Here is a 22,710-nt window from a genome sequence, read left to right as displayed (position 1 = left end):
AGACGACTCATACGCTCCCGCGGTCGACGACTGCGACGTCGCAGTCGACCTCCCGCAGTCGCTCGAACGTCGGCGGCGCGACGAACCGCGAGGCGGCGCTGCGGTCGCCGCTCGACCCGAGGACGACGAGGTCGTACGCCCCGGCGTTCGACTGGATGAAGTCTCGGACGTCGCTCCGGGCGACTCTGGTCTCGACGGGGCAGTCGATCGTCTCGACGAGGTTCGCCAGCTGCGTCTCGGCGGGCCGTCGTTCGACCTCGTCGCTGATACAGGTACAGACGCTGACGTTGCCGGAGCGCCCCGCCAGTCGCGACGCGAAGTCGAGCATCGCGTGTGCGGAGTCGCCCGGTCGAGAGACGGTGACGAGGATACGCTTCCACCGCTGGGTACCGGTCGTCGACCGGAAGGCGATGGCGTCGTACGGGCCACTGAAGAGGCTCCGGACGAACGGTGACAGCGACCCCCGGACTTCCTCGTACGGCGTAACGACGAGATCGCAGTTCGTCGTCCGGGCGGTCTCGACGGTCGCTCGCTCGGGGTCGCCGCTGGCGACGACCACCTCACACGGGACGCCGACGCGGGTGCGGATGGTCGCCGCGTACGCCTCGAGTCGCGAGGCCGACTCGGCGGCCGCCCGCTGCGCTGCCTCGTCGGCGACGTCGCTCCCGTCCGTCTCGACGTCGTCGACGTCGGTCGGTCCCGACGAGTCGTCCCCCTCGAGGACGGCGCGCTCGGCGGCCGCGATGCGGTCGTCGTCGACGACGTCGAGGAGCACCACCTTCCCGGCCTCGTGGGCGGCCGCGAGGCGGGCTCCGAACAGCGCCGTCGTCTCGGCGGTCTCACCCCGCATCGGGACGAGGACGTGATCGTCGCCGTAGGTGGTCCCGTACAGGTAGTGGGCGCGCTCCTCGTAGAACTCGTCGCGCCAGACGGCGAAGGAGACGGCGACGATGAGACTGCCGAGGACGACCGTCGTGACGTACTGCGAGGGACTCGCCTGCTCGGTGACGAGGACGAGCAGCGCCGTCGAGAACGCCGCGGGTTCCTCGACGTCGAGCGCCCACGTCACCGCTCCGGTCAGGAAGATCGAGAGCGCCGCGCTCTCCGGTCTGAGTCCGAGATCGGTGATGCTCACGCCGTACAGCGTCGCGAACGTCGAGAGCGCGGCCCACCCACAGAGCGCGCCGACCGTGAGGCCGACGACGAACTTCGTCGGCGAGGCGTACCGCCCCTCCGGGTCCGCAAACAGCGTGTACGCGCCGGACGCCAGCGGCGGGAACAGGAGGAAGGAGAGCTCCGTCGTCGCGTTCGAGATCAGCGTCACCAGCGCGAGCACCATCGGGACGAAAAGCAGGATGGTGAGGTGGATGAGGTTGTCCGTGTTCTCGATCCAGCGACCGAACTCGGCGAGTTCGCGGCGCTCTATCCGTCGCACTCGACGACCGACGGCGACGAGGCGCGCGCGAACTCGGTCGCGCATCTACGCGAGCGTCGTCACGGCGTCGAGCGTGAGCGCGATGGCGCGCTCGACGTTGTTCTTCGCCTTCTCCGGCAGTTCCTCGTCGCTGTCGGCACCCTTCTGGGTCCCCTTCACGAGGTTGCCGTCGACGGTGCAGATGGCACCGGCGCGCAGCCCCTTTCGGCGGGCCAGCGAGAAGACGGTAGCCGCCTCCATCTCGACGGCGAGCAGGCCGGCCTCGTTCCAGTCCTCGACGTACGCGTCGTCCTCGTTGTAGAACGCGTCGTCGGAGACGATGGGGCCGACGTGGACGTCCTCGTCGTTGGCTTCAGCAGAGTCGACCAGCGCCGAGAGCACGTCGTAGTCCGGGACGGCCGGGTAGACGGGCGACTCGTAGCGCTTGGAGGTCCCCTCCTCCTTGGCCGCGCCGGTCGCGACGATCATGTCGCCGATCTCGACGTGCTCCTGTAGCGCGCCGATGGTGCCGACGCGGACGAACGTCTCGACGCCGACGCGCGAGAGTTCCTCGACGGCGATGGCGGCCGACGGACAGCCGATGCCGGTCGAGCAGATGGTCAGCGGGACGCCGTCGTACTCGGCGTTGACGACCTTGTACTCGCGGTTGGCGGCGACCTCCTCGACGTTCTCACACTGGTTGGCGATGCGGTCGACGCGACCCGGGTCGCCGGGGACGAGTGCGATGTCTTCGACGTCACCCTCCTCGACGAGCAGATGGGGCTGTTTTGCCATACTGGCGGATGATGCGGTGGTGGCAAAAATGGCGCGATTGTCGAGTGTGGTCCGCCGGGCCCGTTCGAGGCCTACAGCGGAAACCCGCACTCGACGCTCACAGCCGCGACGGCGACAGCTCCTCGACCGTCCGCGTCGCCAGTTCCTCGTCGGCCTGTGCGGGGACGACGACGATGGGTTCGTCGACCGTCTCCAAGGCGGCGACGTCCCGGAACTGCTCGCGGGCCTCCTCGGGCGTGCCGGCGACGCCCAACTCGGCGACCATCTCGTCGGTGACGGCGTCGCGGGCCGCGCCACGGTCCCCCTCGCGCCACGCGTCGGCCACGGTCTCGGCCGCCTCGGGGAACGCCTGCGCGACCGCCTTCCGATAGCCCTCGCCGCTGCCGACGTAGTAGGCGAGGTGGCCGCGCACCGCCGACCGGGCTTTCTCCGAGTCGTCGCCGACGGCCGAGGGGACGTACGGGGCGACCGAGATCTCGTCGGGGTCGCGGCCGGCCTCGCGGGCCGCGTCGGCGACCACCTCGAACGCCTCCGACAGCCGCGAGAAGGGGACGTTGTGCGGGAGCCAGCCGTCGGCGACGTGGCCGGTCGCCCGCCGGTTCGCCGGCCCGAGCGCGGCGACGTAGACGGGGACGTCGGCGTCGAGCGGCGGGAAGTCCGCGACGTCGAACAGTTCGCCGTCGTAGTCGACGCGCTCGTCGTCGCCCGAGGTGTACGCCTTCACGAGCTCGACCGTCTCGTGGATGCGGCGGACCGGGCGGTCGTAGTCGGCCCCGTGGAGGTCCTCGACCGCCTTCGGCGTACTCGCGCCGACGCCGAGGCGCACCTGTCGGTCGGTCGTCGACTGGAGCGTCGCGGCGGCCGACGCGAGCACCGCCGGCGACCGCGAGAAGACGTTGACGATGGCCGTCCCGAGGCCGACGTCGTCGGTGTGGTGACCGACGTGCGAGAGGTTGACGAACGCCTCGGTTCCCCACAGTTCGCCCGTCCAGACGGTGTCGTAGCCGAGCGACTCCACCTGTGCCGCGAAGGCGGGCTCGACGACGTCGGTCACGTTCGGAAGTAGTACGCCGTGTGCCATGTGCTGAATGCTCACAACGTGAGGATAAATACCACGGCCGATGGACGGGCGTCAGCGGGGGTCGCCGGGCGACGACGCCGGTGTCCGCCCGAGTCGGTCGTCGTCGGACCGGTCGTCGTTCGCTCGGCCGTCGCTCAGTTGCTCGTCGAGTCGTCCGTCGAGACTGTGGAGGCGGTCGCCGAGGACGCGGGCGCCGACGTCCTGATCGCTGAGGGCCGTCGTCGCGTGCTGGAGCGCACAGCGGAGGAGACGCCACTCGGACATCGTGAGCTCGACCGACTGCGTCCGGGTCGACGATCGAGCGTCGGTCTCGGCGTCGGGGTCGCCGTCGGCGGTCGTCGACCCGTCTCGGAGGGCGCTGCTCGTCACGTCGACGTCATCCATGCGACCACCCCACCAGGTGGTCGCCGCCGACTGCCGGTACGTCTCGAACGCTATCCCACCAGTTCAGACCAACGTCGTATCGTATCGTATCCATCTCATCTCCCCCTCCCTGTCTGCGAACATCTAGCTCGGGAGTACTGTTTGTTTGGGCGGTCCACCCCAATAATCAGCGGCCTAGATGGCTAGAATCGTTCCGAGCGGGCAGACTGTCTCCCGACGTGATAGTAGCGCTCGTCGGGTCTACAGCGGGCGGAGAGCACAAGTCGGCTCGGCCCGTATTCGAATCGACTCATGCCCTCAGACGGGCGCTCGGGGACGCGCGGACGTGTACACGAGCGTGAGCCGCTGTCCACCGACGCACTCGCGGCCGACGACGGCGACGAGCGACTCCCTTACGCCAGTCTCTTCGTGACGTCGACCGGCGGCGTGCTCACGTGGAACGACGACGCCCGCCGTCTGCTGGGATACCGGTCGGACGAGATCCTCGGGAGACTCGTCTCGGCGTTCTACACGCCGGAGGACGTCGCCGACGGCGTCCCTCGACGACTGCTCGCGAAGGCTGAAATCGAGGGTCACGCCGAGTCGACCCGGTGGCAGGTTCGTGTCGACGGGTCGCGGTTCCGGGCGGAGATCGCGGTGACAGTCGTCGTCGACGACGAGGAGCTGTGTGGGTTCACGATGGTGGTGGCCGAGGCGACCGAGGGGACGCGCCGTCGCGACCCGACGCGTCGTCGGCCGCGAGAGCTCCGAGAGACCACGCACCGTCGCGAACGCGACGAACTGGCGGCGGACCACCTCGACTGTCTCTTACGCGGGCTCGTCCGGCAGGTCGTCGACCTGCCGAGTCGCGACCGTCTCGAGCGGACGCTCTGTCGGCGACTCGTCGACTCGGGACGCTATCGGTTCGCCGCCGTGGGGGAACCGACGGTCGACGACCGGGAGTTCACACTCCGGGCGGTCGCCGGCGACGACGGCGTCCACGAAGCGATGGCCCAGGCAGCGACCGACGCCGGCTTCGTCCACCCGGCCGTCGAGGCGTTCGGGGCCGATCGGTGCATCGCGGTCTCGGACGTTCCGACGAATCCCGACATCCCCGAGGCAGTACGGTCCGTCGCGGTCGCCCACGACGTCCTCGCCGTCGTCGCGGTGCCGCTGTCGTTCGGCGAGACGGCGTACGGCGTGCTGGTCGTCTACGCGACGACGCCCGAAGCGTTCGGCGAGCGGGAACGGGCGACGTTCGACCTCCTGGGCCGAACCGTCGGCCTCGCGTCGAACGCGGTCCGCACCCGTCAACTGCTGTTCGCCGACTCGATCGTCGAACTGGAGCTCCGCTCGACCGACCCGTCGTCGTTCCTCGTCGACCTGTCGAGCCGATGTGACTGCGTCTGCCACCTCGACGGACAGGTGGTCGCCGCCGAAGATCGAGTCGTCCAGTACGTGCGCGTGGTGGGTGTTTCACCCGAGACGGCGCTCGCGTGTGTGGAGTCCCACGACGAGGTCGAGGCCGTGTGCCTCGTGACCGCCGACGAAACGACCGCTCTCCTGGCGGTCACCGTCGCCGTCTCGGGGTCGAAGCGTCTCCTCGAGACCGGCGCGTACGTGCGCTCGGCCGTCGCCGAAGACGGCGTGTCGACCGTCGTCGTCGACGTCGCGAAAGGCGAACACGTCCGGTCGGTCGTCGACGCGTTCCGGTCGGCGTACCCCGAGTCGAGGGTGGTCGGCAAACGCGAACGGGACCGGCCGCCACAGCCGACGATGGAGTTCCGGCATCGCCTCTCGAATCGACTGACGGAGCGCCAACGGGCCGCGCTCGAAGCGGCCTACCTCGCGGGCTACTTCGAGTGGCCCCGCGGCAGCACCGCCGAGGAGATCGCCGCGATCATGGGGATCTCCTCGGCGACGCTGCACTACCACCTCAGACGCGCACAGCACGAACTCGTCGAGGCGTATCTCGACGTCGGCGAACCGTAGGAGTTCACTACTTATACATGACTGTGGATAGTTTTGTCACAGAGACCCTCGAGATAGGCATACGAGTGAAAAGCTCTTAGTCGTTCGCCACGGCACTCGAACCATGACCAGCGTGAAGGAGTTCCGGATCGAGGAGGAACCGACCGCCGACTCGCTCGGCCGCGGCAGTTTCGTCTTCACCGACGACTACTCGGTGTTCGACTGGGGGACGATGCCCGACCAGATACCGGGGAAGGGGGCGTCGCTCTGTACGATGGGGGCGTTCAACTTCGAACTGCTCGACTTCAACCACATCCCGACGCACTACCGCGGCGTGGTGGAAGACGGCGAGGCGAGTACCGCCTCGACCAAGTCGAACGGCGGACCGCCGCGAGACGGCGAGGTGAAAGACCTCGGCGAGTGCCGCAGCGCGCCCACGGAGATGGCCATCGACCTCGTGCAGGTGCCGAACCTCCGCTACGTCGACGGCGGCTACGACTACGACGCCTTCTACGAGGAGATCGGCAACAACTACCTGATCCCGCTGGAGATCGTCTTCCGCAATACGGTCCCCGTCGGCTCCAGCCTCCGGAAGCGCGGCTCTCCGGCCGACTACGGGCTCGACGCCGACGAGTGGCCGGACGAGCCGGTCGATCTCCCCGCTCCCGTCGTCGAGTTCTCGACGAAGTTCGAGGAGCAGGATCGCTATCTGAGTCGCGAGGAGGCCGACGAGCTCTCGGGTCCCGCCTCCGTCGACCGACTCGAGGAACTCGCGCTCGCGGTCAACCACATCGTCACCGACCGCGCCGAGCGGACGGGGTTCGTCCACGAGGACGGAAAGATCGAGTGTTGCTACCACGACGGGACGATCAAGGTCGCCGACGTGGTCGGCACGTTCGACGAGAACCGCTTCAGCTACGACGGTCAGCAGGTGTCCAAGGAGGTCGTCCGCCAATACTACAAGCGCGAACACCCCGAGTGGGTCGACGCCGTCGCCGCGGCCAAGGTCGACGTCGCCGACTACGACGACGTCGCCGACTGGCGCGAACTCTGCGAGGTCGACCCCGAGCCGCTGCCCGACTCGGTCGTCGCCGCCGTCTCGAACCTCTACGCCGCCGGCGCGAACGCCTACACCGAAGACGAGTGGTTCGACGCGCCCGCGATCGACGACGCCGTCGACGCGGTCCGCGACCTGTAGTCGTCACTCGACGTACGTTCTGGTCTTCTCGACGCCCTTCTTCGCCAGTTGTAGTGTCCCGAGCGCCGTGAGCACGAAAGCGCCGGCGACGACGGTCTGATGAACGACGTCGAACCGCGGGAGTACACCGAGTTGCGCTCCGACGAGGAGGACGGTCGCGCCGATCCAGACGAGATACAGTCCGATTCCGATGCTGGTGAGCGACCGTCGAACGCGTGGGGAGGGCGACACGGCTCGTCGTTTTCGTCGAAGCGACAACTAACTGTCGACGACGAGTCCGCAGTCGACACTCGTCACCGTCTGATACCGCGACGCCGACCGAGAGAAGTCGCCGCCGGTCAGTCGTCGACGGGGACCGCCTCTTCGACCTGCTCGTCGCCGTCGTCTTCGTCCGACGCCTCGACTTCGGGGTCGTCGCCCCGAAGCACGTCTCCCTTCCCGTCGATGGGACGGTCCGGCGTCGCGTCGATCGCCGCTTGCGACAGACCGAGTTGGTACTGTCCCGGGCCGGTGTCGTCGCGCAGGTTCGTGCGGCCGCGGTGAACGGTCACGTCGCCGTTGAGGTGGAGTTGCACCGCCTCCAGCAGCGCCTCGGCCTCCAGCGGTTGGCCGCGCTGTTTGAGTTCGTCGCGTTCGATACCGTCGGGGACGTCGAGCGCCCGCTGGGTGATGATCGGCCCCTGGTCGAGATCCGTCGTCACGTAGTGGGCGGTGACGCCCGTGACGCGGACGCCCTCCTCGATCGCCTGCCGATAGGCGGCCGCGCCGGGGAACGACGGCAGCAGCGAGGGGTGGACGTTGATGATGCGGTCCTCGTACCGGAAGACGACGTTCGGGCCGAGGATGCGGATGTATCGCGCCAGGACGATGAGGTCGACGTCGTACTCTTCGAGGAGTTCGAGCAACTGGTCTTCGTCCGGCGACCCCTTCTCGTCGCCGACGTCGTGGAACGGCACGCCGTAGTGGTCGGCCAGCGGCTCCAGATGGTCGTGGTTGCCGATGACGACGCCGATGTCCGCACCGAGGTCGCCGTTCGCCCACGCCTCGAACAGCGCTTCGAGGCAGTGTGACTCCTTCGTGACGAGGACGGCGATCTGTTTCGTCTCGCGGTCGGCAGGGAACCGCACCTGAATCTCGACGCCGAGATCGTCGGCGAGCTCCGAGAGGGCGTCCTTGAGCGTCCCCTCCGTACACACCATCTCGGCGGTGTCGACGTGCATCGTCATCCGGAAGAGTCCCTCCCGGACGGCCTGGTCGATGTCCTCGATGTTGATTCCGCGCTCGAACAGCAGGCTGGTGACCTCCGCGACGATTCCAGTCTTGTCCCCTCCGATGACCGTAATCTCGGTTAGTTCGCGCGTCATGCCATCACCTCCGGCTGTTCGAGCCTGGACATATCTCTGCTGGAGTAGAGGGAGGGATAAACCGCTGTCGTTTGCTACATGATTCGCACGCGAAGCGATCCGAAAACAGACAGAAACGGCGTTCGGTCGACCGGACGACAGAACTGACGTTCTGCTGAACTATATCTCCGACGGCGATGTCCGGGAGGACGAACAGAGATGAACGCATACGCCGACTCCCCTGGTCCCGTCGACCCGAACCGTCGTCCGAACGTCGAAGCAATACTCGTGTCGACGCTGCTGGTCGCTCTCGTCGCCGCTGTCGGCGGCGTCGGTCAGTTCGCCGCCGCCGTGAGCGTGCTCTCGCTGCTCGGCGTCTGGTTCCTCGCACTCGCGTCGCTCGTCGGTTTCGCATTCGGTGTGGTCCGGGTCGTCGCGCTCGTCGCCTGAACCGGCGCGCATCGGTTATTACACCCGCTCGCGTACGTCCTGCATGACAGTCGACACGACGGCCCCCCCGGAGGAAGTGTTCGCGCTCCTCGGCAACGAGATTCGGATGCAGATCCTCCAAGCGCTGTTCGAGGACCCGTACACCCCACTCTCGTTCTCGACGCTCCGCGAACGCGTCGGCGAGCGCGACAGCGGGAAGTTCAACTACCACCTCGGCAAGCTCGTCGGCCGGTTCGTCCGCAAGACGGACGACGGCTACGAACTCACCCTGGCGGGGTGGCAGATCGTCGGCGCCATGCTCGCCGGCACGTACACGAGTTCGGGTACCATCGACCCGATCGACCTCGACGTGGTCTGCCCGGAGTGCGCGGGGACGGTTCGACTCACCTACGAGGACGAACGGCTGACTGTCGCCTGCGTCGACTGCGAGGAACAGCTCTCGTCGGCGGGTGTCCCACCGGGCGTCGTCGAGGGTTACGACCGGGAGGAGATTCCACACGTCTTCGAACAGTGGATGCGCGCGCTCGTCGAACAAGCGGAACGCGGGTTCTGCATCAGCTGTTCGGGCCGTATCGTTCCCGAGGTGCTCGTCGATTGCGAGGACGAACATCTCGGCCGTGTCGACGAACCCCGCGTCAAGTACACCTGCCAGCGCTGTCCGGAAGTCGTCTCGCTCGCGCTCGGCTCCGCCCTCCTCAACCACCCCGCAGTCGTCGGCTTCCACTACGACCACGACGTCGACCTCCGGACGGTACAGACGTGGTCACTCGATTGGGCTCGCCGCGGGGCTGCCGTCACCGAGTCGCGCGATCCGCTCCGGGCGCGCGTCGACATCACGCTCGGCGAGGACACGCTGAGTCTCGTCGTCGACGACACGTTCTCCGTCGTCGAAGTTCGCGACTCTCGGACTGCCTGAGCGGAGTGTTACATGAATGTGTATAACAGCGGCCATCCAAAAGTCCTATGATGCATGACCACGCACCGTCGACCGATGACCGCCTACACCGCGACGGTGACCGTCCGCCTGAAGCGCGGCGTCCTCGACCCGGAAGCGGAGACGACGAAGCGCGCGCTCGACCGACTCGGGTTCGAACTCCAGGGGTTACGAGCGACCGACCGCTACGAGATCGATCTCGAGGCGGCCGACGCCGGCGCGGCAGAGGACCGCGCGAGTGAGATGGCCGAACGCCTGCTGGCGAACCCGACCATCCACGACTACGAGGTCGAGGTCGAGGAAGCCGAGTAATGACGATCGCAGCATCTACGACTCCGACTCTCGGTCGTGACCACACGAGGTGGTCACTGTGACCTCACTCGCGACACAGTCGCTCTCTGCTCACGCTCGCCACCGGAGGTGGCTCGCGTGACAGTCGCAGTCATCCAGTTTGGCGGGTCGAACTGTGACCGCGACGCCGTCCGCGCGCTCGCCCACCTCGGCATCGACGCCGAGCGCGTCTGGCACGAGGACGGCCTCCCGGAGGACGCCAGCGGGATCCTGATCCCCGGTGGGTTCTCTTACGGAGACTACCTTCGCGCCGGCGCGATGGCCGCCCGCTCGCCCGTCATGGCGGAGGTCCGCGAAGCCGCCGACGAGGGCGTCCCCGTCCTCGGCGTCTGTAACGGCGCGCAGATCGGCTGTGAGTCCGGTCTGACCGACGGCGTCTTCACGACGAACGAGAGCGCTCGCTTCCAGTGTGAACACGTCTTCCTCCGCGTGGAGAACGCCGACACGCCGTGGACCCGCGCCTACGACGAGGGCGACGTCGTCGAGATCCCCATCGCACACGGCGAGGGACGCTTCGAGATCACCGCCGAGCGATACGAGCGACTCGTCGCCGAGGACCGCGTGCTCTTCCGCTACTGCGACGCGGAGGGGAACGTCACCGACGAGGCGAACCCGAACGGGTCGACCGGCAACGTCGCGGGTATCCTCGGCAAACGCGACACGGTCGCCGTGTTGATGCCCCACCCCGAACGCGCGACGCTCCCGGACGTCGGTGGCACCGACGGCCAGGGCGTGCTCCGCGGGTTCGACGGCGAGTAGCCGAACGCCCCGCGTCGTCGCCCGCTGTTTTCAGCTCTCGTCGATCTCGTCGGGTGGTGTCGCATCCTCGCTCGCACGCTCGAAGAGGTCGGTCGCCCATTCGACCGCGTCGGCCGTCTCGTTCGTGACGATCCCCCGGATCGCGCCGGTGTCGCCGTAGACGAGTAGCTGCACGGTCGTCTTCCGATCGTACTCGACGAGGTGGAGGCTGAACGGCGGCACGTCGCCGACGCGGAGATCGATGCCCACCTCGAGCATGGTCTCGACGTCGTCGGTGTGGTGATCGACGAACGCTCGCCAGAGCGACTGCGAGAGGATGCCCGCGACCGTCAGGTTCTCGGTCTTGACGCGTTCGACGACGGCGTCGAGATACTGGGGGTGGGGGAGTCCGTCCGACAGCGCCCGCAGTCGGTCGGCCCCCTCGAGACTCTCGACAAGACGCTCAATCACCTCGTATGGGGCGACGTCGTCGGCGCGGTGGACGGTCGCTCCGCGGAACGCCCGACCGTCGATCGGCGTGTCCAGCGGTAGCTCCTCGAGGAGGTCCTGTACCGCGACGGTGTCGTGTGTCGTCCGGATGAACTGTCGGTACTGTTCGGCGCTCATTCGTCCGGAGAGCGTCGTCACGTAGCCGTCTTCGGTCTGGTCGATCAACCCGGCGATCTGGAGGTCTCGGACGGCCCGGTCGACGGTCGACCGCGAGTACGGCAGTTCGTCGACGAGTCGGCGTTTACTCAGCGGCGCCGCGGCGAGCCGTTCGAGAAAGTCAAGCCGTTTCGTGACGAGTCTCACCGCTTCGGCCTCTCGTCCGTCCTCCTGCCATGTCATCTACGATCCTCTGTCGTTGGATAATGTCTTCTAGCTACATCAATCTAGCTACTGACATGCGAGTCTAGGTGACTCGCTTCGGCGGTTCAGCTCCGTTTCAGCGGGTTCGAGGGCTGTCGAGCGTGACGGACGCGCTCACAGCGAGGTTGGAGGGCGGGCCAAGCACCGTCGTTTCGGAGGGTCACACGGTGACGTCGTACGGCGTGTCGGTCGCGATCCACCCCTCCGGGTTCTCCTCCTCTCGGAGTTCGAGCCACCCGCCGGAACAGTAGATCGCCTTGCACCGAGTCGTGTTCTGCGTCATGGGGTCTGTCGACACGACCGGCACGACGCTCGTGTCCGCCGACCGTGTCTACGCTGCTCTACGTCGGCATCCCTCGTCACTACTCGCTGCCTTCCGTTCCGACGCGGTGTGTGTCGAACTGACACGCCGACGGTAGTGACGGCCTACCCGCTCGGCGACGGAGGCGTGAGACGACCACGGACAGACGGGAGAGGCGGTAGTCGCCCCCTACCGCTCTCTATCGGGTCAGCGGCGCGCTGAAACTGCTCTCCTCGCTCATCACGAACTCCCACGTCGCCTCGCACTCGCAGGAGACCTGCTCGAACACGCTCGGGTCCTGCCGGAGGTCGAAGTCCTTGATCGCCTTCTGGACGAGGTCGTCGCACTCTCCGCAGTTGTGGGGACCGCGCTCGGAGCCGTGACCGACGGGGTCGGAGACGACGATGGCGTCGACGTCGGCAGTGTCTTCCAGCACCTCCGCGACCGACCAGAGCCACGGCGGGCGGTAGCCGCCGCGGAAGAACAGGTCGTCGACCATCGTGTACCGCTGGACGTTACACGGGTTCATCGACACCGTGTGTGCGTACTCTGCACAGCGGCGGATCGAGCGCTTCATGTCCTCGACGGCCTCCGGTTCCGAGAGGAACGGCGGTTTCATCAGCAGGTACGCCTTGATGCCCGCCCCGGCGGCCTCCGCCTCTTCGCTCGCGGCGACGAAGTCCTCGAAGGCGAAGTACTTGTTCACGCAGTCCTTCCGCACGCGGTCCGTGGCGGTCTCCAGACCGACGGCGACGTCCGTCTTCAGCCCCTGCGACGTGAAGTCCGCCAACTTCTCCTCGCTGACGAAGTCCGGCAGCGACTCGACGACGATGCGGTCGCGGTCGCCGAACGTCTCGGCGATGGCCCGGCGACTCTCCGCACCGACCTCGCGCTCGTCGAGGAAGCTCCCCGAGGTGTAGATCTTGATGAGTCCCGCCTTCTTCTCTGCGTTCTCCTCCTCGTGGTCGAGACAGACCTCGATCTGATCCATCAGCTGCTCGTGGGTGACGCTCCCCCCCTCGACTGATTCGGAGACGTAGCCGCACATCGTACAGCCACCGGCGCGCGCCCACCGACAGCCGCCGGTGTTGAGGATGATGGTCAACGACTGGTAGACGCCGTCGGGCGTGTTGTCTTCGTCCAGCCAGACGCGGGTGGGTTCGTGCGGGTCGTACGTCTTGTCCTTCTTCGCTCGGATGTCGCGCATCACCTTGTTGTGCGCGTCCATCCCGCGCCCCTGTTCGTACACTTCGGGACTCGGCTTGCTCATTGAGGGTGGCTATCCGGTCGGCGGGTAAAGCGCCTTCGTCTCGGCAGACGTCTCGGCGTGTGTCACAATCACGCACGGTACTAAGCCCGTTCCGGACGTACTGGACGTATGCGACGGCGTACAGTTCTCGCCGGCGTCGCCGGGTTGTCGGGACTGACGGGACTCGCCGGATGTGCGCTGTTCCCTGTCGACGGGTGGAACCCGGAAGACGCCCGCACGACACGGTCGACCGAGGCGTTCGCGCCGCCAGAGGCTTCGACCCCGTACCGCGACAGCGACCCCGCCGACAACGTCTACCGAGCGCGAGCGGTCCGCGTCGAGAACCGGACTCGACGCGAACGGTACGTCACCGTCGCCGTCGACGAGGGCGACCGGATGGTCGCGCTCCGGAACGCCACAGTCCCGGCGGGGGCGACCGTCTCACACCCCGACCTCGTCGCGAAACGCGGCAGCTACACGCTGACCGTCGACACCGAAGCCGGTGCCACCGCCGTCCGAGAGTTCGTCGTCAGCGAGGGGGTGGGCGACCTCACCCTCGTCCTCGGAGACGACGGTATCGCCACCCGTCAGACGGCCCGTTGTCGGCCCGGATGTCCGCCGCTCTCGACCGGCGGGTTCGTCGCGGAGGTGCTTCGCCCGGAGACGACCGTCCGGCGGCGGGGGGTCGGACGACTCCTCGTCCGCAACGTCGGGACAGAGACCAGACGAGTGCGGGTTCGACTCTGGTCCGACCGCGAGCGACTGCTCGACTACCGGTACCGGGTTCCCGTCGGGTTACGACTCGTCCTCCCGATCGTCGCCGTCGGTGGACGGTACGAGGTCGCCGTCTCGGTCGACGACCGGACGCTCCGGCGACCGTGGCACGTTCCGGCGGAGTCGGCCGTCGAGTTCGAGGTGGGGACGGGAGTGTCGGCGGTCTGTGACGCCGTCAGCGGGTGGTCGACTCGAACCTACGGCCCGTTCCGCCTCGGGCGTCTCGTCAACGAGGACGACGTGGACCACCATCTGTTCGTCTCCGTCCACCACCGTGGCTCCGTCGCGCTCGACGACCACTACGTACTCGAGGCGGGTGAGACGGTCGACGTCGGGTTCGAGACGCCCGCGCTCTCCGACGTCGAACTGGTCGCACGCACCGGCGACGGGGAGGACCTCGTGGCGACGTGGACCCACTGCCCACCGCCGGGCGAACTCGTGTTGGTGGTCGACGAAGACGGCCGACTCCGGGCGTACACCGACTGTCAGAAGGCGGTCGACGCGTCGTGAGTGGTGGCGACGGGAGGAGGTGGACTTTTCATGGTTCGCTGTGCAACGTCTGTATGCGCCGCCGCGCCCTCCTCGCCGCTCTCACGGCAACCGCCACCGCCGGCTGTTCCGGTCTCACGGACTTCGGCGACGACACGCCCACACCGCCGCCGCGGTCGACGTCCGGGACGCCCGGCACGCCCGAGGGCACCGACACGTCCGACGACCTCCCGTACCGCGGCGACGACGACGCCCGGACGGTCGAACCGCAGGGGTTCTTCCTCCAGAACCAGTCCGACCGCGAGCGGTACGTCACCGTCGTCGTCGAACACGACGGCGAGACGCTGTTCGTCGAGAGCGAGACGATTCCTCCCCGCAAGTCCGAGTCGAACGGGCGGCGAGAGTACGCGAATCTGATCGCCGCCGCCGGCATCTACCGCGTCGTCGTCGAGACGGGCGACGGCGGCCGGACGGTCCACGACTGGGTCGTCGGCCGCGACGTCGGGGGACTGTTCGTCGTCGTCGAGGACGACTACGTCTGGAGCCGACAGCAGATCGGTTGCGATCCGACCTGCGGCCCCATCTCTCTCGGCGGCGAGGCCGTCGAGACGCTGCCGTACGTCCCGGAGTCCGACGAAGGCGAACGGACGCCCGACTACGGCACCAGCAACCTCGTCTTCGCGAACACCGGTGAGACGCCGACGGAAGTCCACGCGATCGCCGAGTTCGACGGGCAGACGCTGCTCGACTATCGGTACGACGTCCGACCGGGACTGCAGGTCGCCGTCCCGCTCGTGAACGGATCCGGCGTCGTCGACCTGACGCTCGAAGCGGACGGGACCAGCGAGCAGTACGAGTGGCACGTCCCCGAGGAGCAGTTCGTGTTCTCCGATCTCGCCGAAGGCGTCGGCGTGGACTGCCGTCTCCCCCGACAGTACCGAAGCGAGACCGACCAGCGAGGCGTCTCGCTGCGGAACGCGCGCAACCGCTCGACGGAGTCCCGGACGCTCACCGTCACCGCCCGCGCAGACGGCGAACGGACCGCAGACGAGGAGTTCGAGTTGGCTCCGGAGACGCGAACGCCGCTCGGCGTCCGACTGCAGGCCGACGACAGACTCGACCTGACGCTCGAACTGGCGACCGACGACCAAGCGACCGACGACCAGGTGACCGACGACCAAGCGACCGACGACCAGGTGACCGACGACCAAGCAACCGACGGCCAAGTGACCGACGACCAAGTGACCGCCGTCACCGCCCAGTGGACCGTCTGTCCGTCGCGGCCGCAGGAGTTCTCGGTCGACGTCGACGCCGACGGGGCGCTCGCGCTCCTGCGGTGGGACCGCCCCGTCGCGACGAGCGACGGGTGGACCGACGGTCGAGCGGAGACGGAGACGGACGAACCGACGCCGGTGACGACACAGCCGGACGATTCGACGTCGACGCCAGCGGGGACACCTGGGGGAACTCCCGAGTCTCCGTCGACCGGGACCCCCGAGGGGAACTCGACGGGAACGCCCGGAACGACCCCGACCGAGACACCCACGGACCGGTGACGCTCGGCACGGGACAACCGCTGACGCGACTCTTTTGTACGTCGGGACCGACACACGACCGATGCACCGCCGGCGACTGCTGACGACGCTCCCGCTCGTGGCTGGACTCGCCGGCTGTGGCGGACTCTCGCTCGACGCCGACGAACGGACGCCGACGGCACGACCGCCCGAGACCACTCCGCCCGTCGAGACGCCCACACGGACAGACACTGACTCGTCCTCGTCGACTGGACAGTTCGTCTCCGTGAAGAACAGCCGTCCGTCGACGGTCTACCTCACGCTCGTCATCGACGGCCCGGCGGCGGTCGTCGAGAGCTTCGAACTCTTCCCCGGCGAAGAGGTCCGTCTCGACGACGTCGCCGCCTCGGGCGCCGACCGCGATGTCGTCCTCGAGACGGCCGCCGGCGAACGCGCGAGCTTTCGGTGGCACGCTGACCCGGCGCTCGACGGACTCGCGACCTACCTGACGGCGGACGGCGTGGCGTTCTGGCGGCACGCTCGCTGTCGCCCCGACTGTGCGCTCGCGCTCTCGGAGCGCGTCGACGGAACCGACCTGCCGCTCGCCGGCGACGGAACGGGTCGGTGGTACGCTCCGGCGGGTGTCGTCGTCCAGAACCCGGCGTCAACGGCGCGGACCGTCGACCTCGGGGTGTCGCTCCGCGATCAGTCACTGCTCTCGACGCGCTACCGACTCCCGAGTGAGACACAGCTGTCGGTTCCAGTCGCGTACCGCAGCGGCGAGTACGCCCTCACCGTCGGCGTCGACGGGCGGGAGGTGACGGACGCGTGGCCCGTCCCGCAGGTACCGGAGCGACACGTCCTGCTGGGCGAGTCGGTCACGTTCGGTTGTGGCCCGGCGAACACCACGCTGACGCTGTCGAACCGCAACACCGTCGCACACACGCTGACGGTCGAGATCGTCCGCGCGGGCCGGACGGTGTTCGAGCGTCGACTGTCGGTCGAGGCGGGGACCGACCGCCGACTCGTACCGGTCGACGTCTCGGGGCCGTACGAGGTCACCGTCGAGGCGGCGTCGACGAGAGAGACGACGTCGACGGCGACGACCGCGACGTGGTGGGCGTGTCCGCCGCGGGGGCCGGCGACCGTGCTGATCGACGCGACGGGGAGCGTTAGACTCCTTCAGGGTGGGCCACAGCCGGGGTGAGCCGTGCTACTCGTCGCGCGCGTCGACGCCGGCGTCTCGACCGACGACCTCGCTCGCGTCGTCGGCGACGAACGGCGTGGACAGCCGACGCGCGAGGAGTCCCGCCAGTCCGCCGAGGCCGGCACCGAGCCCGTTCGCCAGGGCGTCGGCCGAGTCCGTGCTCCGTGCCGGGAGCGGTCCCTGGACGAGTTCGATGCCGACTCCGTAGACGGCTGCGAGGACGACGGCGGCGACGAGTGCCCGTCGGGGCCGTCGCAGCGGAACCAGCGCGAGAAAGAGGGTCGCTCCGAGCGCCGCGTAGGCGGCGGTGTGGAGCCACTTGTCGAAGCCGACGAGATCGAGCGGCCCGAGTGTGGGGACGCCGCTGCTCGGCGGCGTCACGACCGACGCGACGAACAGTCCGCCCGCGACGACGGCGACGGCCAGCCAGCGGAGCCACCGTGGGGGCGGCGGGAGACGAAGCACGTCCGGGGAGTCGAAACTGAGTCCCATAAACGGCGCGACACGCGTCCGACAGGTTTCGGAGGACGAGCGTCGTTCGCTCCCAGTAACCGATTTTGGTTACGCCACCGTGGCAACGACTAACGGTATTCGGAACCAACATAACCAACGTACATTACAATGACTTCACTGGGTGGCTTTCAGGACCACGTGGCACGGATCGACCTCACCGAAGGCGACGTGCAGTACGAGGGTATCGACGAGGAGGACGCGAAGAAGTACATCGGCGCACGCGGCCTCGGTGTAAAGTACGTGTTCGATCAGGGGGCCGACGTCGACCCCCTCGGACCCGACAACATGCTGGCGTTCATGAACGGCCCTCTGACGGGGTCGCAGGTGACGATGAGCGGTCGAATCGCGCTCGTCACCAAGTCGCCGCTGACCGGCACGGTCACCGACTCCCACCACGGCGGGTGGAGCGGTGCCCGACTGAAGTGGTCGGGTTTCGACGGACTGCTGTTCACCGGCAAAGCCGAAAAGCCGGTCTACGCGCTCATCGAAGACGGGAAAGTGGAACTCCGCGACGCCTCCGACGTGTGGGGGAAAGGCGTCCGCGAGACGATCGACACGCTCGGCGAGGAGGTCGACGGCGAGATCGGCAAGAACCTCAGCGTGATGGCCATTGGCCCGGCCGGCGAGAACGAAGTCCGCTACTCTGCGGTCATCAACGAAGACGACCGCGCCTCGGGCCGCGGCGGCACTGGCTGTGTGATGGGGTCGAAGAACCTCAAGGCCGTCGTCGTCAAATCCGGCACGAGTATGCCGAAGCCGCAAGACCCCGAGACGTTCAAGGAGGGGTACCAGCAGGCGATGCAGCTCATCCGCGAGTCGGACGTCACCGGCCCGAACGAGGGCGGTCTCTCGGTGTACGGGACGAACGTGCTGATGAACATCGGCGAGGAGATGGACGGCCTCCCGACGAAGAACGGGAAGTACACGAGCACGGAGGCCTACCACGACGCCGAGGGCGTCGACATCGACGCCGAGCGCGTCTCCGGAGAGAACGTCCGCGAGAACATCCTCGTCGACGAACCGACCTGTCACTCCTGCCCGGTCGCCTGTAAGAAGGAGGTCGAGGTGAACTACACCCACAAGGGCGAGGAGATGAACGTCCGGACGGAGTCCTACGAGTACGAGTCGGCGTACGCGCTCGGCCCGAACTCGGGACACACCGACCGCGACGCCATCGCCGTGATGATCGACCGCTGTAACGACCTCGGCATCGACACCATCGAGGTCGGCAACGTGATGGCCATGGCGATGGAGATGACCGAGGAAGGCAAACTCGACGGTCTCGGCGAGGGCCTCGAGTGGGGCGACCGAGAGGAGATGATCGACATGCTCGACAAGATCGCCGAACGCGAGGGCGATCTCGCCGACCATCTCGCCGGTGGCGCGAACCACCTCATCGAGGAGTTCGACGCCGAGGAGAACTCGCTGGCCGTCAAGGGCCAGACCATCGCGGCGTACGACCCCCGCTGCATGAAGGGGATGGGGATCGGCTACGCCACCTCGAACCGCGGTGCCTGCCACCTGCGCGGCTACACGCCGGCCGCCGAGATTCTCGGCATCCCCGAGAAGGTCGACCCCTACGCGTGGGAGGGGAAGGGCGAACTCACCGTCACCTTCCAGGACCTCCACGCCATCTCGGACTCCTTCGACATCTGCAAGTTCAACGCCTTCGCAGAGGGGATCGAGGAGTACGTGCTGCAGTACAACGGGATGACCGGCCTCGACGTCTCCGAGGAGGAACTGCTGGAGGCGGGCGAGCGCATCTACAACCTCGAACGCTATTACAACAACCTCGTCGGCTTCGACGGCGAGGACGACTCGCTGCCGGCGCGCTTCCTCGAAGGCGGCATCGCCGGTCAAGGTGCCTCCGAGGGCGAGTACTGTGAACTCCCCGAGATGAAAGAGGAGTACTACGAGACTCGCGGCTGGGTCGACGGCGTCGTCCCCGACGAGAAACTCGACGAGCTCAGTATCGACGTCGGCCCCGGTACGGGCGTCAGTGCCGGCGGCGACTCGCAGGCTCCGGCCGACGACTGATCCAATCCGGCCACCGCGACCACGATTTCTTTCGAGACGGCTACGCCAGCGGCACGACGAACCGAAGTAGCCACAGCGCTCCCATCCCGACGGCGATGGTCGCGAAGACGTTCTCCGTCCGCCAAGCGACGGTGGCGGCGACGAGACCGGCGAGCAGTCGGTCCTGTCCGAGCGTCCCGGCGAGCGTCGACTGCACCGCCACGAGTTCTGGGACGACGAGCGCCGCGAGGACGGCCGCCGGCACGTACGCGAGCGCGCGTTCGACGCCCGGCGGGATGTCGTCGAGTCGGCCGAACAGCGCGATGAAGGAGAGCCGGATCGCGTAGGTGATCAGGCCGATAGCGAGGATGACGCCCCACACCGCCGTCGGTCCGTAGCTCGTCGTCATCGCCGCGCCTCCGTGAACATCCCGACGGCGACGCCGACGACCGCGGCGAGGATCAACCCGAGGTTGAACGGGAGTCCCGCGCCCGCGACGGCGACGACGCCGGCGGCGACCCCGGCGGCGAGCGACTCCCTGCTCTTCAGTGCCGGCACCAACAGCGCGAGGAAGACGAGCGGCACCGCGAACTCCAGGCCCCACTCGTCGGGGACGCCCGTGCCGACGACGACGCCGACGACCGTCCCGACCTGCCAGACGGACCACAGCGCCAGCGACACGCCGAGATAGTACCACCGCTGACCGGTGTCGTCGTGGTCGTACCGGGCGACGGTGAGCGCGAACGCCTGGTCGGTGAGGAAGTACGCGAGCATCGCCCGCATGCGGCCGGCGGCGGCCCGGAAGTGCGGGGCGATCGACGCCGAGTACATCAACATCCGGAGGTTGATGACGGCGGCGGTGAGGACGACGACGGCCAGCGGCGCGTTCGACCCGATGAGGTCGAGTGCGGCCAGTTGGGAGGCACCGGCGAAGACGAAGACGGACATCCCCAGCGCCTGCAGCGTCGACAACCCGGCGTCGGCGGCGGCGACGCCCGCGACGAGCGCGAACGGGACGATGCCGAGGAGGAGGGGTAGCGAGTCGCGAACCCCCGTCGAGAACTCAGCGGAGAGTCGGTCCATAGCAGGAGAGGGACGTCGGCCCGTGAAACCACTGTCTATCCGGCAACTCCGTCCGCCGGTCGAGAAGTCGCCGAGGCTACTCCGCCTCGAGTCCGACGACGACGGCCGAGCGGATCTCGAGTGCTGTCTCGAACTCCTCGCGTCGGTCGAGTCGCTTGGCGACGCGCCGCAGCTGTTCGGTGTGCGCGCGCTCGACGGCATCGGTCTCCCGGCGGTCGAAGCCGAGCCGTTCGCCGATCTGCTCCCAGTGGTCGCCGGGGACGAGGAACGTCGCCCGTTCCCCGTTCTCGGCGACGAGTTCGAACTCGCGGCGGTAGTCGTCGAGTCGCGGGCCGAGCTCCTCCTGCACGCTTTCGAGCAGTTCCGGGAGTCGATTCGGCGAGACGCTCGCCTTCGCGGCCGTCAACACGAGCAGTTGCCCCTCGATCGGGATCGTCGTCACGTCAGCCTCCGGCGCGCATCGCTTTCTGGGAGAACCGCTCGACGAGGTCGTCGAGCGTCGCCTCTACCCCCTCGAAGATGATCGTCACCTCTGTCAGCGAGACGGTCGGACCGACGCCGACCTTCTCGCTGGAGAGGGAGGCCCGCCAGTCGTCGCCGGCGACGGTGTCCTCCTCGACCTGTTCGCCGCCGAGTTTCTCGAGGTAGTGGATCGCGAGTCGCTCCGAGATGCCGCGAAACGCCTTCTCTCTGGTGACGGTGTCGCTCATCGGCCACCCGCGACGGGCGGGAAGACGCTGAGTCTGTCGCCCTCTTCGAGCTCGGTCTCGATGCCGGCTATGTGGAGCACCTCGCGTCCGTTCTTCAACACGTTGATCTGTGGTTTGAGATCGCCGTTCTTGAGCAGTTGCCCTTCGAGCCCCTCGAACTCGGTTTCGAGCGCTCTGAGTACGTCTCCGACCAGTGCGCCGTCGTCGTACTCCCGTTCGATGGTCTTCGACCCGACGGCCTCCCGGAAGGTAGCGAAGAACCGCAGTTCCAGTCGCATACCAACTGATGGGTCCGCCTGAATAAAAAAGGGCGCGGCGTCAGCGGGTTTCGCGCACGACCGCCAGCGCGACTACGACAGCGACGGCGCCCGCCAGGAAGGAGACGGCGCCGCCGGTGACGCTGCCCCCGAGCACCGTCGTCCACACCGACGCGGTCGGCAGGGCCGTTCCGCCTGTTCGACCCGTCGACGGCATCGACGACTGCTGCGCCGCCGAGGCGGGCGTGCCGTCGGCGACGACGACCGTCGTCGTGGCGAGCGTCCGTCCGTCGAGCGACACCGACACGTTCAGCGTCGTCCCCGGTCGGACGTCGGCGAGATCGAGTCGTTCGTCGAACCGGCCGTCGGCGTCCAGTTCCGTCTGCAACGAGAACAACACGGGTCGCGGCCCGTCGTCGTGGAGTCGGACCGTGACCTCCGTCCCCGGGGGGAGGTCGACTCGTCCCGAGAGACGTCCGTCCTGCCGTCGCTGGAGGCGGGCGGTGTCGTCTCCGGTGGTACCGTCGAGACGAACGTCGACGTCGGCCGCGTCGTCCGTGACGGTCCAAGCGCACGACGAGAGGTTCGCCCCGGAGACGTGAGTCCCGAGCACCCCCGTCCCCTCGTCGACGGCGACGGCGTTGTCGTCGTAGACGAGCACGTACCGCCCGTCGAGCGACGCCGTCGAGATCCTGGCGATGCCGCTGGCGTCGAGCGTCACCGTCTCGACCGGCGGGCCGAGCGTCCCGTCCGCGTGGAGGGAGTGGACAGTGAAGTTCCGGTCGGTCCGCGAGATCTGTCGCAGTCCGGCGTCGAGCGACTCCTCGACGACGTGCGACCCGTCGAAGTAGAGCGTCTGTCCCTGCCAGGCGGCCCGATCAGAGTCGAGGCGGGCGTCGTGGGGGACGGTCGGTTCGACTGCGGTCGCGCCGCCGGCGGCGACGAGCGTCGCGAGGACGACGGCGGTGACGAGTCCGAGTGTGAGTGGGCGTGGTGGGCGTGGTGGGCGTATCATCGGGGACCAGCGTCGACTGTGTTGGGAGGTAGGGGCAGGGGCGGAGGGGTGGTTCGGGGAGTCTGTTCGTGTCG

General features: G+C 67.9%; 26 protein-coding genes. 10 read left to right on the top strand and 16 right to left on the bottom strand.

Annotated elements, in window-relative coordinates:
* Positions 1-7 precede the first annotated feature (7 nt).
* From BSG17_RS01610 to BSG17_RS01595, 4 genes are all read right to left on the bottom strand, one after another.
* Positions 8-1,480, bottom strand: a complete 1,473-nt coding sequence (locus BSG17_RS01610) for an HPP family protein (RefSeq protein ID WP_089820715.1) — start codon at positions 1,478-1,480, stop codon at positions 8-10.
* Entirely contained in the window at positions 1,481-2,209 is a 729-nt protein-coding gene (locus BSG17_RS01605) for a nucleoside phosphorylase (protein ID WP_089820714.1), read from the bottom strand.
* 97 nt (positions 2,210-2,306) lie between these two features.
* Entirely contained in the window at positions 2,307-3,290 is a 984-nt protein-coding gene (locus tag BSG17_RS01600) for an LLM class flavin-dependent oxidoreductase (protein ID WP_089820713.1), read from the bottom strand.
* A 51-nt stretch (positions 3,291-3,341) separates the two neighbouring features.
* A complete protein-coding gene (locus BSG17_RS01595) occupies positions 3,342-3,674 on the bottom strand; it encodes a hypothetical protein (protein ID WP_089820712.1) in 333 nt (110 codons plus the stop codon).
* A gap of 291 nt (positions 3,675-3,965) precedes the next feature.
* On the opposite strand from BSG17_RS01595, the gene BSG17_RS01590 reads away from it, so the two are divergent.
* Both BSG17_RS01590 and BSG17_RS01585 read left to right on the top strand, forming a co-directional pair.
* The gene (locus BSG17_RS01590) at positions 3,966-5,645 is read left to right on the top strand and encodes a bacterio-opsin activator domain-containing protein (protein ID WP_089820711.1); all 1,680 of its coding nucleotides are present in this window, start codon (positions 3,966-3,968) and stop codon (positions 5,643-5,645) included.
* Between the two features lie 103 nt (positions 5,646-5,748).
* On the top strand, positions 5,749-6,822 hold the full coding sequence (locus BSG17_RS01585) for a phosphoribosylaminoimidazolesuccinocarboxamide synthase (RefSeq protein WP_089820710.1): 1,074 nt from the start codon (positions 5,749-5,751) through the stop codon (positions 6,820-6,822).
* Between the two features lie 3 nt (positions 6,823-6,825).
* Here BSG17_RS01585 and BSG17_RS01580 read toward each other — a convergent pair whose 3' ends face one another.
* The gene (locus BSG17_RS01580; protein WP_089820709.1) at positions 6,826-7,053 is read right to left on the bottom strand and encodes a hypothetical protein; all 228 of its coding nucleotides are present in this window, start codon (positions 7,051-7,053) and stop codon (positions 6,826-6,828) included.
* 107 nt (positions 7,054-7,160) lie between these two features.
* Positions 7,161-8,186, bottom strand: a complete 1,026-nt coding sequence (locus BSG17_RS01575) for a formyltetrahydrofolate deformylase (RefSeq protein WP_089820708.1) — start codon at positions 8,184-8,186, stop codon at positions 7,161-7,163.
* A gap of 198 nt (positions 8,187-8,384) precedes the next feature.
* Here BSG17_RS01575 and BSG17_RS01570 point away from each other — a divergent pair, with 198 nt between their 5' ends.
* The 4 genes from BSG17_RS01570 to purQ all read left to right on the top strand — a co-directional run bounded on the left by BSG17_RS01570 (position 8,385) and on the right by purQ (position 10,659).
* Positions 8,385-8,615: a hypothetical protein gene (locus BSG17_RS01570; RefSeq protein ID WP_089820707.1), complete on the top strand. Its 231-nt coding sequence runs from the start codon at positions 8,385-8,387 to the stop codon at positions 8,613-8,615.
* 43 nt (positions 8,616-8,658) lie between these two features.
* Positions 8,659-9,531 carry a winged helix-turn-helix domain-containing protein gene (locus tag BSG17_RS01565; RefSeq protein WP_089820706.1) on the top strand — a complete coding sequence of 291 codons (873 nt, stop codon included), beginning with the start codon at positions 8,659-8,661 and terminating at the stop codon, positions 9,529-9,531.
* Positions 9,532-9,606: 75 nt separating this feature from the next.
* Entirely contained in the window at positions 9,607-9,861 is a 255-nt protein-coding gene (purS, locus tag BSG17_RS01560) for a phosphoribosylformylglycinamidine synthase subunit PurS (RefSeq protein WP_089820705.1), read from the top strand.
* 117 nt (positions 9,862-9,978) lie between these two features.
* Entirely contained in the window at positions 9,979-10,659 is a 681-nt protein-coding gene (purQ, locus tag BSG17_RS01555) for a phosphoribosylformylglycinamidine synthase I (RefSeq protein WP_089821009.1), read from the top strand.
* 30 nt (positions 10,660-10,689) lie between these two features.
* Here purQ and BSG17_RS01550 read toward each other — a convergent pair whose 3' ends face one another.
* From BSG17_RS01550 to BSG17_RS01545, 3 genes are all read right to left on the bottom strand, one after another.
* Positions 10,690-11,487, bottom strand: a complete 798-nt coding sequence (locus BSG17_RS01550; RefSeq protein WP_089820704.1) for a helix-turn-helix transcriptional regulator — start codon at positions 11,485-11,487, stop codon at positions 10,690-10,692.
* 181 nt (positions 11,488-11,668) lie between these two features.
* The gene (locus BSG17_RS28180; RefSeq protein ID WP_280141148.1) at positions 11,669-11,791 is read right to left on the bottom strand and encodes a hypothetical protein; all 123 of its coding nucleotides are present in this window, start codon (positions 11,789-11,791) and stop codon (positions 11,669-11,671) included.
* A gap of 217 nt (positions 11,792-12,008) precedes the next feature.
* Complete coding sequence (locus BSG17_RS01545; RefSeq protein WP_089820703.1) at positions 12,009-13,079, bottom strand: archaeosine biosynthesis radical SAM protein RaSEA; 1,071 nt, start codon at positions 13,077-13,079, stop codon at positions 12,009-12,011.
* 108 nt (positions 13,080-13,187) lie between these two features.
* On the opposite strand from BSG17_RS01545, the gene BSG17_RS01540 reads away from it, so the two are divergent.
* The 3 genes from BSG17_RS01540 (at position 13,188) to BSG17_RS27715 (ending at position 17,042) form a co-directional block, all read left to right on the top strand.
* The gene (locus tag BSG17_RS01540) at positions 13,188-14,342 is read left to right on the top strand and encodes an Ig-like domain-containing protein (RefSeq protein ID WP_089820702.1); all 1,155 of its coding nucleotides are present in this window, start codon (positions 13,188-13,190) and stop codon (positions 14,340-14,342) included.
* Positions 14,343-14,395: 53 nt separating this feature from the next.
* Positions 14,396-15,877, top strand: coding sequence for an Ig-like domain-containing protein (locus tag BSG17_RS26705; protein ID WP_089820701.1), 1,482 nt, complete (start codon positions 14,396-14,398; stop codon positions 15,875-15,877).
* Positions 15,878-15,938: 61 nt separating this feature from the next.
* The gene (locus BSG17_RS27715) at positions 15,939-17,042 is read left to right on the top strand and encodes an Ig-like domain-containing protein (RefSeq protein ID WP_244531463.1); all 1,104 of its coding nucleotides are present in this window, start codon (positions 15,939-15,941) and stop codon (positions 17,040-17,042) included.
* Between the two features lie 6 nt (positions 17,043-17,048).
* Here BSG17_RS27715 and BSG17_RS01525 read toward each other — a convergent pair whose 3' ends face one another.
* Positions 17,049-17,534: a VanZ family protein gene (locus tag BSG17_RS01525; protein ID WP_170864683.1), complete on the bottom strand. Its 486-nt coding sequence runs from the start codon at positions 17,532-17,534 to the stop codon at positions 17,049-17,051.
* 129 nt (positions 17,535-17,663) lie between these two features.
* On the opposite strand from BSG17_RS01525, the gene BSG17_RS01520 reads away from it, so the two are divergent.
* The gene (locus BSG17_RS01520; RefSeq protein WP_089820700.1) at positions 17,664-19,592 is read left to right on the top strand and encodes an aldehyde ferredoxin oxidoreductase family protein; all 1,929 of its coding nucleotides are present in this window, start codon (positions 17,664-17,666) and stop codon (positions 19,590-19,592) included.
* Between the two features lie 40 nt (positions 19,593-19,632).
* Here the strand turns inward: BSG17_RS01520 and BSG17_RS01515 are convergent, their stop codons facing one another.
* The 6 genes from BSG17_RS01515 to BSG17_RS26700 form a co-directional block, all read right to left on the bottom strand.
* The gene (locus BSG17_RS01515; protein ID WP_089820699.1) at positions 19,633-19,980 is read right to left on the bottom strand and encodes an AzlD domain-containing protein; all 348 of its coding nucleotides are present in this window, start codon (positions 19,978-19,980) and stop codon (positions 19,633-19,635) included.
* Complete coding sequence (locus BSG17_RS01510; RefSeq protein ID WP_089820698.1) at positions 19,977-20,654, bottom strand: AzlC family ABC transporter permease; 678 nt, start codon at positions 20,652-20,654, stop codon at positions 19,977-19,979. The genes BSG17_RS01515 and BSG17_RS01510 overlap by 4 nt, the downstream gene beginning before the upstream one ends.
* 76 nt (positions 20,655-20,730) lie before the next feature.
* Complete coding sequence (locus BSG17_RS01505; protein ID WP_089820697.1) at positions 20,731-21,096, bottom strand: DUF8048 family protein; 366 nt, start codon at positions 21,094-21,096, stop codon at positions 20,731-20,733.
* Between the two features lies 1 nt (position 21,097).
* On the bottom strand, positions 21,098-21,364 hold the full coding sequence (locus BSG17_RS01500; protein WP_089820696.1) for a MoaD-like domain-containing protein: 267 nt from the start codon (positions 21,362-21,364) through the stop codon (positions 21,098-21,100).
* Positions 21,361-21,642, bottom strand: coding sequence for a ubiquitin-like small modifier protein 1 (locus BSG17_RS01495; RefSeq protein ID WP_089820695.1), 282 nt, complete (start codon positions 21,640-21,642; stop codon positions 21,361-21,363). Before BSG17_RS01495 ends, BSG17_RS01500 begins: the two co-directional genes overlap by 4 nt.
* A 40-nt stretch (positions 21,643-21,682) precedes the next feature.
* On the bottom strand, positions 21,683-22,636 hold the full coding sequence (locus BSG17_RS26700) for a BGTF surface domain-containing protein (RefSeq protein WP_089820694.1): 954 nt from the start codon (positions 22,634-22,636) through the stop codon (positions 21,683-21,685).
* Between the last annotated feature and the right edge of the window lie 74 nt (positions 22,637-22,710).

Origin of the sequence: Halogranum amylolyticum (assembly GCF_900110465.1) — an archaeon.
Lineage (GTDB): Archaea > Halobacteriota > Halobacteria > Halobacteriales > Haloferacaceae > Halogranum > Halogranum amylolyticum.
Note: the sequence above shows the minus strand (reverse complement) of the source record. Positions and strands in the feature narration are given on the sequence as shown.

Excerpts from the sequence above, each read along its gene's own strand:
- BSG17_RS01610 (WP_089820715.1), bottom strand. The coding sequence starts at position 1,480 with ATGCGCGACCGAGTTCGCGCGCGCCTCGTCGCCGTCGGTCGTCGAGTG.
- BSG17_RS01605 (WP_089820714.1), bottom strand. The coding sequence starts at position 2,209 with ATGGCAAAACAGCCCCATCTGCTCGTCGAGGAGGGTGACGTCGAAGAC.
- BSG17_RS01600 (WP_089820713.1), bottom strand. The coding sequence starts at position 3,290 with ATGGCACACGGCGTACTACTTCCGAACGTGACCGACGTCGTCGAGCCC.
- BSG17_RS01595 (WP_089820712.1), bottom strand. The coding sequence starts at position 3,674 with ATGGATGACGTCGACGTGACGAGCAGCGCCCTCCGAGACGGGTCGACG.
- BSG17_RS01590 (WP_089820711.1), top strand. The coding sequence starts at position 3,966 with ATGCCCTCAGACGGGCGCTCGGGGACGCGCGGACGTGTACACGAGCGT.
- BSG17_RS01585 (WP_089820710.1), top strand. The coding sequence starts at position 5,749 with ATGACCAGCGTGAAGGAGTTCCGGATCGAGGAGGAACCGACCGCCGAC.
- BSG17_RS01575 (WP_089820708.1), bottom strand. The coding sequence starts at position 8,186 with ATGACGCGCGAACTAACCGAGATTACGGTCATCGGAGGGGACAAGACT.
- BSG17_RS01570 (WP_089820707.1), top strand. The coding sequence starts at position 8,385 with ATGAACGCATACGCCGACTCCCCTGGTCCCGTCGACCCGAACCGTCGT.
- BSG17_RS01565 (WP_089820706.1), top strand. The coding sequence starts at position 8,659 with ATGACAGTCGACACGACGGCCCCCCCGGAGGAAGTGTTCGCGCTCCTC.
- purS (WP_089820705.1), top strand. The coding sequence starts at position 9,607 with ATGACCGCCTACACCGCGACGGTGACCGTCCGCCTGAAGCGCGGCGTC.
- BSG17_RS01550 (WP_089820704.1), bottom strand. The coding sequence starts at position 11,487 with ATGACATGGCAGGAGGACGGACGAGAGGCCGAAGCGGTGAGACTCGTC.
- BSG17_RS28180 (WP_280141148.1), bottom strand. The coding sequence starts at position 11,791 with ATGACGCAGAACACGACTCGGTGCAAGGCGATCTACTGTTCCGGCGGG.
- BSG17_RS01545 (WP_089820703.1), bottom strand. The coding sequence starts at position 13,079 with ATGAGCAAGCCGAGTCCCGAAGTGTACGAACAGGGGCGCGGGATGGAC.
- BSG17_RS01540 (WP_089820702.1), top strand. The coding sequence starts at position 13,188 with ATGCGACGGCGTACAGTTCTCGCCGGCGTCGCCGGGTTGTCGGGACTG.
- BSG17_RS26705 (WP_089820701.1), top strand. The coding sequence starts at position 14,396 with ATGCGCCGCCGCGCCCTCCTCGCCGCTCTCACGGCAACCGCCACCGCC.
- BSG17_RS27715 (WP_244531463.1), top strand. The coding sequence starts at position 15,939 with ATGCACCGCCGGCGACTGCTGACGACGCTCCCGCTCGTGGCTGGACTC.
- BSG17_RS01525 (WP_170864683.1), bottom strand. The coding sequence starts at position 17,534 with ATGGGACTCAGTTTCGACTCCCCGGACGTGCTTCGTCTCCCGCCGCCC.
- BSG17_RS01520 (WP_089820700.1), top strand. The coding sequence starts at position 17,664 with ATGACTTCACTGGGTGGCTTTCAGGACCACGTGGCACGGATCGACCTC.
- BSG17_RS01515 (WP_089820699.1), bottom strand. The coding sequence starts at position 19,980 with ATGACGACGAGCTACGGACCGACGGCGGTGTGGGGCGTCATCCTCGCT.
- BSG17_RS01510 (WP_089820698.1), bottom strand. The coding sequence starts at position 20,654 with ATGGACCGACTCTCCGCTGAGTTCTCGACGGGGGTTCGCGACTCGCTA.
- BSG17_RS01500 (WP_089820696.1), bottom strand. The coding sequence starts at position 21,364 with ATGAGCGACACCGTCACCAGAGAGAAGGCGTTTCGCGGCATCTCGGAG.
- BSG17_RS01495 (WP_089820695.1), bottom strand. The coding sequence starts at position 21,642 with ATGCGACTGGAACTGCGGTTCTTCGCTACCTTCCGGGAGGCCGTCGGG.
- BSG17_RS26700 (WP_089820694.1), bottom strand. The coding sequence starts at position 22,636 with ATGATACGCCCACCACGCCCACCACGCCCACTCACACTCGGACTCGTC.